This is a genomic window from Thermotoga petrophila RKU-1 (assembly GCF_000016785.1).
GTDB lineage: Bacteria > Thermotogota > Thermotogae > Thermotogales > Thermotogaceae > Thermotoga > Thermotoga petrophila.
Map to the genome: position 1 here is coordinate 1564630 of NC_009486.1, position 16014 is coordinate 1580643.

Consider the following 16014-nt stretch of genomic DNA (forward strand, 5'->3'; position numbering starts at 1 on the left):
GGAGTGAAGAACTTGAAGAACAAACACTTTGCCCTGCTGTATCTTGTTCTGTTTTTAGTACTCGCAAAACTTTCCCCTTTCATTATAACCGCTCTGATAATGGGGCTGTATCTTTCGATAATTATCGATTACGTTGCGCGATTTTTGGGAATACTCGTAAAAAAACCGCGCGTTCTTCCCCGCGTGATATCAAACGTTCTTGTCTTCCTCACGACAGCCTATTCGGCTGTTAATTTCTTTCCGGTGATCGTAAGAGAAGCGCAGAAGGTCTTCACTGAGATAGACAGAATAAGATCGGGTTTGGAGAACATCGACATACCCGGATGGTTGTCTTCTATATTGAACAGCATCAGCGCATCCTTCTCAGAAGGGGCACTCTCGCTTGTGAACAAAATCATAGGCTACGTTCCTTCTTTCATAACGGCTGCCATACTCATAGTGATCACGGCCTTTATCGTGTCCTCGTTGAAGAGACTCATAAAAGAAAATGTACACTACCTGTTTCCCACAAATCCCAGTGACGGTAAAGAGTTCCTGAAAACTACTTACACCGAGTTCGAAAGGTTTGTGGGTGGTCAGGTGCTCGTTGCGATATTCGTCGGTCTGTTTGTTGGCTTTGGTGCTTTCATTTTCAAAATACCGAGTGCGTTCTTTTTAGGAATGCTTGCTTTCGTAACGGATTTCGTTCCGTATCTTGGGGTGGTGATATCTGCTATTCCTCTTCTGATGCTTGCCTTCTCTGTTCATGGTCTGAGCGGTCTTCTCATAGGAACGATCATCCTCGTCGCGGCGAATCAACTGGAAATGTGGGTGCTCGCTCCAAAGATACAGAGCAACACCTTGAACGTTCACTGGTTCATCATTCTGATCACTATACTCATCCTCGGCGATCTTTTCAGTTTCGGTGGCGTTCTAATTGCGCTTCCGTTTCTGATATTCCTGAAAAACTTCTGGAAGCAGTACGTAATGGGAGGCTGAAACGATGCCCACTTACACGTTCAGGTGTAAAAAGTGTGGGGAAGAATACACGGTATTCACCTCTTACAGCAAAATAGACGAGGTGAGATGTCCTAAGTGTGACTCAAAAGAGAAGGAAAGAGTGTACAGGAAGATTTCCTTCTCCGTGCAGGGTGGTTCTTCTTCCTCCTCGTGCGGTGGAAGCTGTGGAGGATGTTCAGGATGTAGCTAAGTCTCTTCTTCCTCACCCTCCACTACTTTTCTGATCCTTCTTTCCAGTTCTTCTTCGTAGTCTATCTGAATCTTCTCGTACACATCGTTCATGAGCGGTGAGGAGATTAAGAAGTCCGCTGTGGATCTTGTGATGGCGACGGGAATGTTGTACACTGTGGCTATCCTGATGAGTGCTTTCACATCCACATCGTGAGCTTGGGGTTCCAGAGGATCCCAGAAGAATATGAGCACGTCTATCTTTCCTTCAGCGATCATCGCACCGATCTGCTGATCTCCACCGAGGGGTCCGCTTTTCAGTCGGTGTACTTTGAGACCGAGTTTTTCCTGAAGGAGAGCACCGGTCGTACCTGTAGCGTAAAGCTCGTGTTTGGAGAGCGTTCCAAGATTGAAGCTCACCCACTCAAGAAGATCTCTCTTTCTCCTATCGTGTGCAATGAGAGCGATCCTCTTCTTTTTATCCATAAAGATCTTGTACCTTCTTGGTCTGTCAGACATTCTCTCTCCCCCTCTTCTTGCTGAATTTATTCATGTACATCCTTTCGTCTGCGACCTTCAGGAGTTCTTCCACACTTTCTCCGTCTTCGGGGAACACGCTGATACCATAACTGAAATTCACTGAAAACAATTCTCCATCCACTGGAACAGATTCTCTGAAGTGCTCTTCTATTCTCTTCATGAGAATTTCCGCTCCTGTTCGATCCGTTTCAGGGAGTATGATACCGAATTCGTCACCCCCGAGTCTACCAACTACATCCGATTTTCTCAGAAGTGAGGTGAGTCTGTTTACAAACTCTTTCAGAACTCGATCTCCAACCAGGTGGCCCTTTGAATCGTTTATACGCTTGAAATCATCAAGATCGATGAAGACGAAGGAGAGTTTTCTGCTGTACCTCTTTGAAAGGTTGATGAGGTAAGCGAGTCTACTTTCGAACGCTTCTCGGTTGTACACACCAGTTAGGGAATCGCGTTCAGCGAGCCAGAGGATCCTCTCCTCCCCCTTCAATTTCCAGTAGATGAGTTCTAGGTGATTTTTCAAAAGTCTGGCCATCTCAAAAAGTCTCTCATCGGTTTTTCCACAGCCGATGAGGAGTACTGCAAAAGTATCTGTTTCGTACTCAAGAGGAATTCTCAACATTCTATTCTCACAATCTATGTCTTCCGGTATCCTGGACAAAATCTCTTCGAAAGAACCGTTGAGAGAGGCTGTCAGAACGAAATCCCCGTTCTTTTTTTCGTACAGAGCCACACTCTTTGAACCGAACACTTCACCGAGTGATAAAAGATACTGTTTGAACACGAAATCGTTCCATCCGAGCGATAGAAGGCTTTTTGAAAGATCCAGAAGAAGCTGATAGAATTTTTTGTCTTCTTCCAGAGAGGTGAGATTTTCCTTTAACTCAGTGATGTCAAGGCCTGTTACCATCACTCTGTTCTCCTCAAGGGGTATGAACACCCATCTTATGATTCTTCCATCTATGGTACCTTCGTGCACCATTTTTTCTTTGAAGGATCTTTCAAAAGTTTCGTGTGGAAAACTTTCGTGGAACATGTCGAACCAGTTTTTGTTCAGAAGCTGTTCTCTGTTCACTCCAAGAAGTTTGCAACCTGCTTCGTTCACGTCTTCAACCGTTCCATCTTCTCTCAGAATCACACTCAAAACGGGAATGTTGTTGAAATAAGTGAGGAATCTTTTTCTTCCTCTTCTGATCTGATCCTCTATTTTCCTTATATCATCGATGGGGCGTGCGATTTCCTGAATCATAGCGATCTTCTTTCCTTCATATACCGGAGCCAATTTACACTCGCACAGAACGGTTCTTCCATCCTTTGAGAGAAGTTCCCTTTCCAGAGTCTTTATACCATTCTGTGAAAAATTCAAGATTTGAAACAATACCCTTTCTTCACCTGGCTTAGAAATCTCCTCTATGGTTTTTCCGAGAAGCTCGATGCGAGTGTATCCCAGGAATTTCTCAGCGGCTGGATTCACATCAACGATCTTTCCAGATGGGTCGTAGTATATCACCATGTCGTTGTTTTCCTCGAAGAGTCCTCTGAACATCAGGGTGAATCTTTTCAGTTTTAAAAATACTCTGAAGATTCCAATTAGAAGCAGAAGAGAACCGGCCACGTAAAAGATCAATTTGACTGTATAGAAAAAAGAAGGAAAAGCGAAGAAAAATTCCAGAAGATTCATCAGCGCGCCGAGAAACAAAGAAACGCTTCCAAAAAGAACCACGTACGATCCTGTCAGGGAAAACAAAGTGTTCAGCAAAAAAGATCCGAGAAGAAAAAGAACTCTGGGAAGGGCAATTTCCCAGCGAGTCGCTAAGTGAATTTCAAGAGGGGTGCCGATCAGGAAAGAATAAATGATTAAAAGTACGGTGCCCACGAGGAGCACCGGCCAGATGAGTTTTTTCATTTGACCTCCGCTAACTCCCTGTGAACTTTCTTCAGAAGGTTCGGTATGTCGAGCTTTTGCGGACACTTACTGAGACATTCGCCGCATTCAACACAGAAGGAAGCGGCGGATTTTTGACTTTCAAACCATTTGTACGTTCTTCTTCCACCTTCCCAATCTTCGAACATGATGGTTTCGTTGTACAGACGGAAGTTTCCGGGGATATCCACACCGTTCGGACACGGCATACAGTATCCACACTGAGTACAGTTTATCACAGCGAAAGATTCGAGGGTTCTTCTTATCTCTTCTATCATCTTCATGTCTTCGTCTGTGAGATTGCCGGGAGTGATATTGCTCATGATCTTTACGTTCTGTTCCACCTGTTCGAGGGTGCTCATTCCACTCAATATGGTGGAAACCTCCGGGTGATGTCCAATCCATCTGAAGCTCAGTTCTACCGGAGACCAGTCCTTGTTGTATTTCCTAAGAATTTCCATGACCTTCTCTGGAAGTCTTGCGAGCTTTCCACCTTTGAGTGGTTCCATGATCACAACGGCAAGTCCCTTTGATCCAGCGTATTTCAACCCTCTCAGTCCTGCCTGGTAGTTCACGTCCATGTAGTTGAGCTGTATCTGGCAGAAGTCCCAGTCGTACCCATCGACGATCTCTTTAAAAACTGGATAGCTGTCGTGGAACGAAAAGCCCGCAAATCTTATCTTTCCATTTGCTTTCGCTTTCTCGAAGAAATCAAAGAATCTCAGATTCCTGATTTTTTCCCATCTTTCTTTGTTCAGTGCGTGCATGAGGTACATATCAACGTGATCCGTCTGGAGTTTCTCCAGCTGTTCGTCGAGAATTCTCTCAAAATCTTCGTGTTTTTCCACCTGCCAGACGGGAGATTTGGTTGCGAGGAAAACTTTTTCACGGTATCCGTCTTTCAGAGCTTTCCCCACGATTCTTTCACTGTTTCCCCCGTGGTAAGGATAGGCAGTGTCAACGTAGTTCACACCGTGATCGATGGCGTAACGGATCATTTCGATGGCTTTCTCTTCGTCGATATTCGAGTGATCCTCTCCAATGACGGGGAGTCGCATGGCTCCAAAACCGAGGAGCGACGTCTTCACTCCGGTTTTTCCGAAATCTCTGTACTGCATATTTTCACCTCCTTACAGTTATCAATTTTATCACTCCACAATGATAAAATCTAACGTGTGGGAGGGGATCGGTTTGAGATTGAAAAAACTCTACTTAAAAGGTTTTAAATCCTTTGGAAGACCTTCCCTGATAGGTTTCTCCGATCGCGTGACCGCTATCGTTGGCCCCAACGGTAGCGGGAAATCCAACATCATAGATGCCATAAAATGGGTGTTCGGTGAACAATCGAAGAAAGAGCTCCGTGCGAGTGAAAAGTTCGATATGATCTTCGCTGGATCGGAGAACCTTCCACCGGCTGGTTCTGCCTATGTGGAGCTTGTCTTTGAAGAAAACGGAGAGGAAATAACCGTGGCCCGTGAGTTAAAGAGAACGGGAGAGAACACTTACTACCTCAACGGAAGCTCGGTTAGATTGAAAGACATCAGAGATCGCTTTGCAGGTACCGGTCTTGGAGTGGACTTCTACTCCATTGTGGGACAGGGACAGATAGATAGAATTGTTAATGCCTCTCCAGAAGAATTGAGGTTGCTGCTGGAAGAGGCTGCAGGGGTTTCCATATACAGGGAGAAGAAAAAGGAAACAGAGATGAACCTTGAAAGAACGAAGGTGAACCTCGACAGAGTGAAAGACGTTCTGTTCGAGCGTGAAAGGCAGATGAAATCTCTCTACCTCAAGGCCAAGCGTGCTGAAAGGTTCAGGGAATACACTGCTCAGATTGAAGAACTTCAAAGAATCTACTACGGAAACGCTTTGAAGAGAGAAAGGAAAAAACTGGAATTCTACCAGGAAGAAGAGAAGAAGACAAACGAGAAAATAAAGAATATCCAGAAAGAACTGGTGGAACTGGAGACGAAGTGGAGTACTCTGAGAAGTGAGTTCGGAGAGATGGACCAGGAGATAGAACGTTACACGAAGCTCCTCGAGGATTATAAAAAAAGACAGAATGATCTTGTGGAGATGAAAGGATTCTACTCTTCAAAGCTCGCAGACAGTGAAAACAAGTACGTGGAGTTATCCACCAGGCTCGACGAGCTGGAAAAGCGAAGAGAAGAGCACAAAAGACGTCTTGAAGAAATGGAGTACATATTCAAGGGAGTGACAGGAGAATACGAGAAAAAGGCAAAAGAACTCGAAGCGTTCGAAAAAGAAAAAGAAAATCTTCTCTCAAGATTCAGTGAGAAAGAGAAAGAATTTCTGAAAGTCAGGGACGAGATCTCCAGGTTAGAAAAGCAGATACTCAAACTGGAGAGCGAGCTTTTGAGGATAGGAGAAACACTCGAGGACCTCGAAAAGAGAAGAAAAATAACGGAAAACCAGATACTGACAAGGAGAAGAGAACTCGAAGATAAGAAGAGCGAATTCAAAGAAATATCAAAGCGTGTGGAAGAATTCGATGAGAAAGAAAGAAAATTGACAGAAGAATTGAACACTGTTCGTGAGAGATTGGAAGAGGTCGAGAAAGAAATCAGAAAAATCACCTCGGAAATAGACGTGAAGGAGAGAAGACTGAGAGAGATCCTGTTCGAAAAAGAAATGATCGAGCGTGACATGAGAGAGTACAAGGGATTCTCACGGGCCGTGAGAGCAGTTTTCGAGGAAAAGGAGCGCTTTCCCGGACTCGTTGATGTAGTCTCGAACCTGATAGAGGTGGATGAAAAGTACTCCCTCGCTGTGAGTGTACTTCTCGGTGGGATGGCTCAGAACATCGTGGTGAGAAACGTAGATACAGCGAAGGCGATCGTGGAGTTTCTGAAGCGGAACGAAGCAGGAAGAGTGACGATACTTCCACTCGATCTGATAGACGGTTCTTTCAACAGGATATCCGGACTGGAAAAAGAGAAAGGGTTTGTGGGGTACGCCGTTGACTTGGTGAAACTTCCTTCAGATCTCGAGGTTCTTGGAGGATTTCTCTTTGGGAATTCCGTAGTGGTGGAAACACTCGACGATGCGATCAGGATGAAGAAAGAATACCAGCTGAACACCAGAATCGCTACCCTCGATGGTGAACTCATAAGCGGAAGAGGGGCTATAACAGGAGGAAAGGAAGAAAGATCGATCAACGTGTTTGAAAAACACATAAAACTGAAGCATCTGGAGCAGGAAATGGAAGAAACAGAGAGACAAATCGCAGAAAATAGGGATGAACTGGCCAGTCTGAAGACAGAACAGGAAAACCTGCGAAACCAGGAAACGATCGTCCAGAGGGAGCTGTTCGAACTCTCCAGGAAATCGTCTTCGACCAAGACTGTTCTGTCCGAGATCCTGAGAACCATCAATCAGCTTCAAGAAGAAGTGGAAAATCTGGAGAAGCTCCTGGTTGAGTACAGAGCAAAAGAAGAAGGACTGAACGCGAGAAGAGAAAAGATCTTCGAGGAAATCGACGAACTGAAACAGAACAGAGAAGACCTTCAAAGATCGTTGGCCGAATACTCCGAAGAACTCGAGAAAGAAAAGAGGATCCTCGATGAACTCAACGAAAAGATTTTCACACTCAGAGCAGAGGTTGGAAATCTCCTGGAAACAAAAGATCGATACGAAAAGGAAATGCGAGACACAAGAAAAACGATAGAACGAATTGCTCGGGAAACGGAAGACATAAAGTTGCAGATGACGAGCCTTGAAGAGGAAATGGAAAACTACAGAAAGTTCATAAGAGAACACGAAAGAGAAATCGAGCACTTGAAGAAAGAAATGGACAATGTGTTCGAAGCCATGAAACTCCACAGATCAGGTAAAGAAGAGAAGATGCGAGAACTTCAAGAAGTGGAAAACAGAATGAACGAACTGAAGGAAGAAAAGGAAGGACTGAGAAACCACCTCCATCAGATAGATCTGGCTCTCCAGGAGACCAGGTTAAAGATAGCGAATCTTCTGGAGGAGTTTTCCGGAAACGAAGAAGATGTAGAGGAACTCGGTGAGGAAAAGCTTGAGGAGATCTATAGACAGATAAAAGATTTGGAAAACAAAATAAAGTACCTCGGCCCCGTCGATCTCACGGCGATAGACGAGTACGAAAAACTCCGCGAAGAGTACGAAGAAATACTGAAACAGAAAGAAGATCTCGAGGAAGCGAAACGAAAACTCGAAGAGATCATAGAAAAAACGGATCGAGAAGCAGAGAGTTTACTCTTCGACGTTTACCAGAGAGTGAACGAAAGCTTCAACAGGTTCATTTCTCTTCTCTTCTTCGGTGGTGAGGGAAGGCTCAACATCGTTTCTGAAGCCAAAAGCATTCTCGACGCGGGTTTTGAAATATCCATAAGAAAACCGGGAAGAAGAGATCAGAAACTGAGCCTTCTTTCGGGTGGTGAGAAGGCGCTCGTGGGATTGGCTCTGCTTTTCGCCCTCATGGAGATAAAACCGAGCCCCTTCTACGTGCTCGACGAGGTTGATTCTCCTCTCGATGACTACAACTCTGAAAGATTCAAGAGGCTCCTCAAAGAGAACTCGAAGCACACCCAGTTCATCGTGATCACGCACAATAAAATCGTGATGGAAGCTGCCGATCTTCTACATGGGGTGACCATGGTAAACGGTGTGTCGGCCATCGTTCCGGTAGAAGTGGAGAAAATACTGGAGGTGTAACGGTGAAGTTCTACGAAGAGAGAATCGAGAGCAAAAGAGTCTTCGAAGGAAAGATGATAAGTGTGAGGGTGGACTATGTGAGGCTTCCAGATGGCAAAGTGTCCACCCGTGAAGTGGTGGATCATCCCGGTGCTGTGGTGATCGTTCCTGTGCTCGGTGAGAAGATTCTTTTCGTTGAACAGTACAGGTATCCAATCGAGCAGGTCCTTCTGGAGCTTCCCGCGGGAAAGATGGATCCCGCAGAGTCTCCTGAAGAGTGTGCAGAAAGAGAGCTCGAGGAGGAAACTGGCTACAGGGCGAAGAAGCTTTCTTATCTCGGAAAGATCTTCACCACGCCGGGTTTCACCACGGAAGTGATACACATATTCGCTGCCGAAGACCTGGAAAAGACCACTCAGAACACAGATCCGGATGAGTTCATTGAAGTTAAGGAATTACACATCGAAGAGGTACTTTCTCTGCTCAGGAACGCGGAGATAGAAGATTCCAAAACCATCTGTGCGCTAACACGGTTTTTCTTTGCGAAAGGAGTGATTCGATGAAGGTGATCGTGAACGGTGAGGAGATAGTCGTTGAAGGGGTCCAGACTTTGGGAGAGCTTCTCAATCGAGTGAGAGAAAACAAAGAGAATCTCGTTGTGAAAAGAATAGTTATAGACCAAGAAGAACAGCCTCTCTCCAGACTGGAAGACTTGAAGCAGATGGAAATAAACGAGGAAATGGAAATCGAACTGGAACTCTCTCCATTGAGGGATTTTCTCCTCGAAACAATTGAAGAGGTGCTCAGGTATATAGAACGGGTGAAACCTCTCCTTAGTAAGGTGGCAGACGCAGTTGTTGCTGGAACCACAGAGGGATACAGGAGTATAAACGATCTCGCCGAAGGACTGAACGCGATGGAGAACGTTCGCATGAACACCGTAAGAATCACCGGGATCAATTCGAAAGAACTCGGACTGAAAGTCGAAGAGGAGAACCTGGTTCGTATCCTCACAGACTTTGTGAACGCTCTTCAAAGTAAAGATCTGGTGAAAATAGCGGATCTTATAGATGGGGAGCTCAAGGACGTCTTTGGATACTATGAAGAGTTCTTCAGAAGAGTTGAAGAGTTGCTTCAGAAAGAACCGTCCTGAGAGGTGAAAAGATGAAGGAAAACACCTATCTTGAAAAGATGGTGATGACCGCAAGTCCCGCTAAGCTCGTTCAGATGCTCTACGAGAAGGCGATAGAAGTTTTGAAAGAGGCCGAGAATTTGTTGGCCGATAAAAAATTCGTTGAGTTCAACGAGAAAGTGACGAGGGCACAGGACATCATCACCGAGCTCAACCTTTCCCTCGACATGGAAAAGGGTGGGACGATCGCACAGAACCTGAGAGCCCTTTACAACTACATGTTCCAGAGGCTTGTTGAGGGGAACGTGAAAAAGGATGTGGAGAAAATCAAGGAAGTTCGCGGGATGCTCGAAGAACTGCTCGAAGTCTGGAAAGAAGCTATGAAGAAAGCAGGGAACGTGACTCCTCCCGAAAAGAAGCAAGGGGGGTTGAATCTCATGGGGTGACCATAAAGAAAGCGAGCGAAGTTTCTGTGATAGATCTTGTGAACCTCGTGAATGAGATTTTCAAGGATTATGCGGTGCCTGTGAACTGGGATGTTTACAACTTCAACCTCGACGTGAGAGAAAATTCGATCTCTCTTGACGATTCTTTCGTGTTTTTTGAAAATGATGTTCCGGTGGGATTCATCCTACTGTGCATAAGGAAAGACAGGGGCAGAATAGACTCCATGGGTGTGATCAAACCGAAGAGAGGAACGGGACTTGCGGATATGATTTTGAAGCATGCACTGGAACATCTCATGTGGAAAGGTGTAAAAAGCGTTGTTCTTGAGGTTGTGGCGGATGATCAAAGGGCGGTTCGATTTTACGAGAAGAACGGTTTCAAAAAGAGAAGAGAGCTCTACAGTTATTTCTTCGACAGAAGAATAGATGGAACGGGTTCGGTGAAGTTCTTCGAAACGGACGAAAAGAGGATCCACATGTATGCCCTCAAGGCGAGAACGGATTTTAAAAGAAACCCGAACTGGCAGAGGGAGTGTACCACTCTTCTTCTCGCAGATGGACGGTATCGAATGGAAAGGGCAAGCTGGAGAGACGGAGAAGGTTATCTGGTCTGGGGTGAGACTCCCCAGAGTGGCTTCATAGTGGACGCTTTTGCCCTGCGTGGAAGCATGGACGAGTTCATAAGAGAGTGTGTGGATCACATCCAGAAAGAGAGCGGAAAAACGGCTGTGACGTGCACCGCGGTGCCTGAAGACGATCCCCTTTCTCGTTCACTCGAAGTGAACGGCTTTCAGAGAGTTCTCGTACAGTACGAAATGGAGTTGAAATTGAGTTGAAAAAGGGAGTTCTGTTCGATTTAGACGGAACGATTCTGGATTTTGAAAAGAGCGAAGATCAGGCTCTGAAAAGAACCTTCCTGAAGTACGGAATTCCTCTCACCGAGGATCAGGTGTTTTTGTACAGAGAAATAAACAGGAAATGGTGGAAGCTGCTTGCAGAAGGCAAGGTGTCGAAAGATGTCGTTGTTGTTGCCAGATTCGAAGAATTTCTGAAAACGCTGAACATCCCACTGGATCCAAAAGAGGTTGCAAAAGATTATCTGGAGTTTCTCTCTGAAGAAGCTCATTTCCTTCCAGGTGCAGAAGAATTCCTCGAAAGGCTGAAGAAGAAAGATCTTCGAATGGCTGCTGTGACGAACGGAGTCAGGTTCGTTCAGGAAAAAAGAAGCAGGAAGCTGAAACTCGACAGATTCTTCGAGTTCGTCCTCACCTCCGAAGAAGCGGGAGTCGAAAAACCAGATCCACACATCTTCTGGATGGCACTCGAAAGAATGAAATTGAAAAAGGAAGAAGTCCTCTATGTGGGGGACGATCTCAGCAGTGATCTCAAGGGTGCCAGAAACACCGGGATAGATTTCGTGCTCTTCTCACCTGACGGTGACTCCTCTGGAGATTTCCCGGTTGCAAGGAATTTCGAAGAACTGGAGAAGATAGTAGAAGAGCTTCTGTGAGATTCGTGAAGTAAAAAACCCGCCGGGCGGCGGGGAAAGTCACACTTTCAGTATTTCTTTTATGTCCTTTTCCGGTTCCGAGATCGTCTTCAATCCGAATTCTGCGGTGAGCACTTTCAGAATGTCCTCGTTCACCCACGCGGGAAGAACAGGACCAACGTATATGTTCTTCAGACCGAGCGCGAGAAGTGTCCACAGGATCGCAACTGCCTTCTGTTCCATCCAGGTGAGAACGAGCGTGAGAGGAAGATCTGTGACTTCCACACCGAAAACTTTCGCGAGTGCTTGGGCGATTTCTATCGCCACGATCGTGTCGTTACACTGTCCCACATCGATGAGTCTCGGAATGCCTTCTATGTCTCCAAGATCGAGGTCGTTTATCCTGAACTTCCCACATGCGAGTGTGATCACAACGGTTTCCTTAGGGAGTTTCTGAACGAACTCTCTGTAGTACTCGTTCCTCTTGAACGGTACATCGCATCCTCCTACGACGAGGAAGTGTTTTATCTTCCCGGCCTCCACGAGTTCTTTTATTTTGTCCGCGAGAGAAACCACAACAGACGTGGAAAATCCTGTCCTGAGTTTGTAACTTCCCGGCTTTTCTTCAAGATCTGGCAAGCTCTTTGCCTTCTCTATCACCTCGGTGTAGTCGTATCCATCTATGTGTTTCACACCGGGGAGTCTTGCGATGCTTGTTGTGAACATCCTGTCTCTGTACGATTCAGAGGGAATCAAGACACAGTTTGAAGTTCCCAGGATGGCAACGGGGTACTCTGTGAAGAGCTTTCTTTGATCGTACCAGGCTTTTCCTAAGTTCCCCACGAGATTCTTGTACTTTCTCAGACCGGGGTATCCGTGTGCTGGAAGCATCTCGGAGTGTGTGTAAACGTAGACATTCGTTCCTTCGACCTGTTTCAGGAGTTCTTCGAGAGCCTTCAGGTTGTGCCCTGTCACGATGATTCCCTTTCCTTTTTTCGTTCCGGTTTCCACCTCAACAGGGGTGGGTTCTCCGTAGGTTTCGATGTGTGCCTTCTTCAGAAGCTGCATCGCTCTCAGATTCATTCGGCCCGCCTCGAGTGCGTACTCCACAAAGGACTGTGCGTCGAAGTTCACATTTGTGAGAGTACTGTAGAGTGCTTCATCGAGGAAACCTGCGATCTCGGGATCGTCGTAACCGAGTTCTCTCGCGTGGTAGTAGTAGGCGGAGATCCCTTTTATGGCAAAGACGAGGTTGTCTTGGAGCCTTGCAACCGTCGGACTCTTTCCACAAACACCGTACTCTGTACAACCAGTACCATTCGCGGCCTGTGAACACTGATAACAGAACATCTGCATGCTTTTCCCTCCTTTTTCTGGGTTTTCCACCATGAAGTATAATTAGGTTGGGATAATCCTGTCTGTAACAATTGTTACGAGGTGAGAGAATGGATCTGAAAAAACTGCTCCCATGTGGGAGAATAATCGTGTTCAAAAAAGGTGAAATCGTGAAATACCAGGATGAACCGATAGAAGACGTGCTCGTTCTCCTGGAAGGAACCCTGAAAACGGAACATGTCTCCGAAAACGGAAGAACCCTTGAGATCGATGAAATAAAACCCGTTCAGATCATCGCATCTGGTTTCATCTTCTCCAGCGAACCTAGATTCCCGGTGAACGTGGTGGCAGGAGAGAACTCAAAGATTCTCTCGATACCGAAAGAGGTTTTTATTGATCTTTTGATGAAAGACAGAGAGTTTCTTCTTTTCTTTTTGAGAGATGTGTCGGAACATTTCAGGGTGGTTTCTGAGAAGCTCTTTTTCCTCACCATGAAGACGCTCAGAGAAAAAGTGTTGAACTTCCTGGTGCATCACATGAACGAAGAGAGAGAGTTGACACTCCCTGTCACCTTAGAAGAGCTCTCCAGACTTTTTGGTTGTGCCAGACCGGCGCTTTCGAGGGTCTTTCAGGAACTGGAGAGGGAAGGATACATAGAGAAACATGGAAGAAGGATAAAGGTTCTCAAAGATCCTCTCGAACATGATAGAATCTAAACAGAACAGGGAAGAGGGTGATAGGGATCAGGGGGATTGTTCTTTTCTTTCTGATCTTCTCACTTTCGATCTTTTCTCAGCCCCCTCGGATAGCCCTCGATGAGGACTACGCACCATTTTCTTTTTACGATGAAAACGGAAATCTTATCGGGATCTCCGTCGATTTCTGGAAGCTCTTTCCAGAAAAGACGGGTGTGGAAGTTGAGCTCGTGCCTGTGAAGTGGTACAGAGCGCAGGAATTGCTGACTGAAGGAAAGATAGACGCGATCGATCAGATCTTTAAAACACCCGAGAGAGAAGAAGCCCTCTCCTTTTCCAGACCCATATTCGAAATGAGATCCTGTGTGTTCTTCAGGAAAGACCTTCCCATAAGAGATTTTTCGGACCTGTCTTCTTACGTTGTCGGCGCTCTCAGAGGAGAAGGTGCTGTGGAAACTCTTCGTGAGAAAAATCCGGATGTGGAATTCGAGTTCTTCAACGATTATTCCTCCATCGCGAAGGCGTTGAAAGAGAAGAAAATATCGGTTTTCCTTGGTGATGATATAGTGGCAAGGTACTACCTCTCGAAGGAGGACCTCCTTCCAGAGTTCAGAACTCTTCATCTTGAGACGAATTATCTCCACGTTGCCGTTTTGAAGGGTAATGAAAGTGTTCTATCGCTCATAAATTCTGGACTGAACCGTATTTCTGAGGGAGAAAAGAATGATATCATCAGAAACTACATACCGCTTGTCCTCGTGACACCCCTGTGGTTCTTGAGGGTGGTCTTTTATGGAACTGCAGCTTTCGTGATATCTTTTGGCATTGCCCTGACGTTCATCTATTTGTTGAGAAGAAAAGTTGAGGGAAGAACCCTTCAGCTGAAAGAAGCAAACGAAGAATTGAAAGCCCAGAACGAAGAGATAGAAGCCCTCTATCAGGAGGTCTCCGCGAACCAGGAAGAACTCGAGAAGCTCTACGGTGAGATCAGAGAGCTCAACGAGAGGTTCAGAGAATCGGTGTGGAAAATAGCCAAACTGGTTTTCATTGAAGATAAGTCCAGATTCTTTTTCGAAGTGGGACAAATTGTGAAATACCTTCTGAACGTGAAAAACTTGAAAGTGATCCTCGATGATCGTGCACCTGAAAAAGTCGAAGGAACGGTATTTGAAATATCCCATTCAAATGAAAAACACGGTTACATTGTGCTGGAAGGCGATCTCAGCGAAGATGAAAAAGGAGTTCTCGAGTCGCTTCTAACCATTGTCTCTGCCATATACACGTACAGAAAGTTGATAAGCAGAGAAAGAAAACTCTACAGAGACATCGTGAAAACCTGGGTGAAAGCTCTCGAGTATTACGACTATTACACGAAAGGGCATTCGGAAGAGGTAGCTTATTACGCTGTTGAGATCGGAAGGATGTTTGACTTGGGCGATGAAAAGCTGGAAAAACTCTACTGGGCAGGCCTTCTGCACGATATCGGGAAGATCTACGTACCCCAGGTTGTTTTGAACAAAACAAGTAAACTCGACGAACGAGAATTTGAGCTGATAAAGATACATCCCGTTAGGGGATACGAGCTGGTCAAGGAGATCGAGGGTTTTGAAGATGTTGCTATCTGGATAAGGCATCACCACGAAAGATGGGACGGAAAAGGTTACCCGGACGGTCTCAAAGGTGAAGAAATACCCTTCGAAGCCCGTGTTCTGTGTGTGGCGGATTCCTATCAGGCGATGAGAAGCGACAGGCCCTACAAGAGAGGAAAGAGCGTCGAAGAATCGATTCAAGAGCTGAGAAGAAATGCGGGACGGCAGTTCGACCCCGTCATCGTGGAGAAGTTCATAGAGTTTTTGGAAGGGGGAGGAGACCTTGGAACTGGGCATCAGGGATAAGGGAGCACTCGTTCTTGCGGCGAGCAGGGGTATTGGAAGAGCTGTAGCGGATGTTTTGAGCCAGGAAGGAGCGGAAGTTACCATCTGTGCGAGAAATGAAGAACTTTTGAAGAGAAGCGGCCACAGATACGTCGTCTGCGATCTCAGGAAGGATCTGGATCTACTGTTCGAAAAGGTGAAAGAGGTGGACATCCTCGTTCTGAACGCAGGAGGACCAAAAGCGGGATTCTTCGATGAACTTACGAATGAAGATTTCAAAGAAGCGATCGACAGCCTCTTTTTGAACATGATCAAAATTGTGAGAAACTATCTTCCAGCGATGAAAGAAAAGGGCTGGGGAAGGATCGTAGCCATCACTTCTTTCTCCGTGATCTCACCGATAGAAAATCTCTACACATCCAATTCTGCGAGGATGGCCCTCACCGGATTTCTAAAGACACTCTCTTTTGAGGTGGCACCGTACGGTATCACAGTGAACTGTGTGGCACCGGGCTGGACGGAGACAGAGAGGGTGAAAGAGCTTCTCAGTGAAGAAAAGAAAAAACAGGTGGAATCTCAGATCCCCATGAGAAGGATGGCAAAACCCGAAGAGATAGCCAGTGTTGTGGCATTTCTCTGTTCCGAAAAGGCCTCTTATCTAACTGGACAAACCATTGTTGTGGATGGTGGGCTTTCCAAATTTCCGCTCTAAAGAAAAAAGAGGGGCAGAGC

At 45.9% G+C, this 16014-nt stretch carries 15 protein-coding genes; 11 read left to right on the forward strand and 4 right to left on the reverse strand.

Features of this window, described 5'->3' with window-relative positions:
• Window positions 1-12: 12 nt before the first annotated feature.
• Both TPET_RS08010 and TPET_RS08015 read left to right on the forward strand, forming a co-directional pair.
• Window positions 13-978: an AI-2E family transporter gene (locus TPET_RS08010; RefSeq protein ID WP_011943986.1), complete on the forward strand. Its 966-nt coding sequence runs from the start codon at window positions 13-15 to the stop codon at window positions 976-978.
• A 4-nt stretch (window positions 979-982) separates the two neighbouring features.
• Entirely contained in the window at window positions 983-1189 is a 207-nt protein-coding gene (locus tag TPET_RS08015) for an FmdB family zinc ribbon protein (RefSeq protein ID WP_011943987.1), read from the forward strand.
• On the opposite strand, the gene TPET_RS08020 is transcribed toward TPET_RS08015, so the two are convergent.
• Genes TPET_RS08020 through TPET_RS08030 form a run of 3 tightly spaced genes read right to left on the reverse strand, consistent with a single transcriptional unit; the run spans window position 1186 to window position 4746 of the window.
• Window positions 1186-1686: a methylglyoxal synthase gene (locus TPET_RS08020; protein ID WP_004080162.1), complete on the reverse strand. Its 501-nt coding sequence runs from the start codon at window positions 1684-1686 to the stop codon at window positions 1186-1188. The two genes, TPET_RS08015 and TPET_RS08020, sit on opposite strands and share 4 nt — an antisense overlap.
• A complete protein-coding gene (locus TPET_RS08025; protein WP_011943988.1) occupies window positions 1679-3610 on the reverse strand; it encodes a sensor domain-containing diguanylate cyclase in 1932 nt (643 codons plus the stop codon). Before TPET_RS08025 ends, TPET_RS08020 begins: the two co-directional genes overlap by 8 nt.
• Window positions 3607-4746 carry an aldo/keto reductase gene (locus TPET_RS08030; RefSeq protein WP_011943989.1) on the reverse strand — a complete coding sequence of 380 codons (1140 nt, stop codon included), beginning with the start codon at window positions 4744-4746 and terminating at the stop codon, window positions 3607-3609. The genes TPET_RS08025 and TPET_RS08030 overlap by 4 nt, the downstream gene beginning before the upstream one ends.
• A 73-nt stretch (window positions 4747-4819) precedes the next feature.
• Here TPET_RS08030 and smc point away from each other — a divergent pair, with 73 nt between their 5' ends.
• Genes smc through TPET_RS08060 form a run of 6 tightly spaced genes read left to right on the forward strand, consistent with a single transcriptional unit; the run spans window position 4820 to window position 11399 of the window.
• On the forward strand, window positions 4820-8332 hold the full coding sequence (gene smc / locus TPET_RS08035) for a chromosome segregation protein SMC (protein ID WP_011943990.1): 3513 nt from the start codon (window positions 4820-4822) through the stop codon (window positions 8330-8332).
• A gap of 2 nt (window positions 8333-8334) precedes the next feature.
• Window positions 8335-8874, forward strand: coding sequence for an NUDIX domain-containing protein (locus tag TPET_RS08040; protein ID WP_011943991.1), 540 nt, complete (start codon window positions 8335-8337; stop codon window positions 8872-8874).
• Window positions 8871-9464 carry a hypothetical protein gene (locus TPET_RS08045; protein ID WP_011943992.1) on the forward strand — a complete coding sequence of 198 codons (594 nt, stop codon included), beginning with the start codon at window positions 8871-8873 and terminating at the stop codon, window positions 9462-9464. Before TPET_RS08040 ends, TPET_RS08045 begins: the two co-directional genes overlap by 4 nt.
• An 11-nt stretch (window positions 9465-9475) precedes the next feature.
• A complete protein-coding gene (gene fliS, locus TPET_RS08050) occupies window positions 9476-9889 on the forward strand; it encodes a flagellar export chaperone FliS (protein ID WP_011943993.1) in 414 nt (137 codons plus the stop codon).
• Window positions 9886-10725, forward strand: a complete 840-nt coding sequence (locus TPET_RS08055) for a GNAT family N-acetyltransferase (RefSeq protein WP_011943994.1) — start codon at window positions 9886-9888, stop codon at window positions 10723-10725. The genes fliS and TPET_RS08055 overlap by 4 nt, the downstream gene beginning before the upstream one ends.
• Window positions 10722-11399, forward strand: coding sequence for a YjjG family noncanonical pyrimidine nucleotidase (locus TPET_RS08060; RefSeq protein WP_011943995.1), 678 nt, complete (start codon window positions 10722-10724; stop codon window positions 11397-11399). Before TPET_RS08055 ends, TPET_RS08060 begins: the two co-directional genes overlap by 4 nt.
• A gap of 39 nt (window positions 11400-11438) precedes the next feature.
• Here the strand turns inward: TPET_RS08060 and hcp are convergent, their stop codons facing one another.
• A complete protein-coding gene (hcp, locus tag TPET_RS08065; protein ID WP_011943996.1) occupies window positions 11439-12734 on the reverse strand; it encodes a hydroxylamine reductase in 1296 nt (431 codons plus the stop codon).
• Window positions 12735-12823: 89 nt separating this feature from the next.
• On the opposite strand from hcp, the gene TPET_RS08070 reads away from it, so the two are divergent.
• The 3 genes from TPET_RS08070 to TPET_RS08080 are packed head-to-tail and all read left to right on the forward strand — an operon-like array spanning window position 12824 to window position 15994.
• Window positions 12824-13429 (forward strand): Crp/Fnr family transcriptional regulator, encoded by a 606-nt coding sequence (locus TPET_RS08070; RefSeq protein ID WP_011943997.1) that lies wholly within the window; start codon window positions 12824-12826, stop codon window positions 13427-13429.
• Between the two features lie 17 nt (window positions 13430-13446).
• Complete coding sequence (locus tag TPET_RS08075; RefSeq protein ID WP_011943998.1) at window positions 13447-15303, forward strand: HD domain-containing phosphohydrolase; 1857 nt, start codon at window positions 13447-13449, stop codon at window positions 15301-15303.
• Window positions 15281-15994, forward strand: a complete 714-nt coding sequence (locus TPET_RS08080; protein ID WP_011943999.1) for an SDR family oxidoreductase — start codon at window positions 15281-15283, stop codon at window positions 15992-15994. Before TPET_RS08075 ends, TPET_RS08080 begins: the two co-directional genes overlap by 23 nt.
• Window positions 15995-16014 lie beyond the last annotated feature (20 nt).

Bases quoted from the DNA above. Each gene is read 5' to 3' on its own strand.
- TPET_RS08015 (WP_011943987.1), top strand. From the start codon at position 983: ATGCCCACTTACACGTTCAGGTGTAAAAAGTGTGGGGAAGAATACACG.
- TPET_RS08020 (WP_004080162.1), bottom strand. From the start codon at position 1,686: ATGTCTGACAGACCAAGAAGGTACAAGATCTTTATGGATAAAAAGAAG.
- TPET_RS08025 (WP_011943988.1), bottom strand. From the start codon at position 3,610: ATGAAAAAACTCATCTGGCCGGTGCTCCTCGTGGGCACCGTACTTTTA.
- TPET_RS08030 (WP_011943989.1), bottom strand. From the start codon at position 4,746: ATGCAGTACAGAGATTTCGGAAAAACCGGAGTGAAGACGTCGCTCCTC.
- TPET_RS08045 (WP_011943992.1), top strand. From the start codon at position 8,871: ATGAAGGTGATCGTGAACGGTGAGGAGATAGTCGTTGAAGGGGTCCAG.
- fliS (WP_011943993.1), top strand. From the start codon at position 9,476: ATGAAGGAAAACACCTATCTTGAAAAGATGGTGATGACCGCAAGTCCC.
- hcp (WP_011943996.1), bottom strand. From the start codon at position 12,734: ATGCAGATGTTCTGTTATCAGTGTTCACAGGCCGCGAATGGTACTGGT.
- TPET_RS08070 (WP_011943997.1), top strand. From the start codon at position 12,824: ATGGATCTGAAAAAACTGCTCCCATGTGGGAGAATAATCGTGTTCAAA.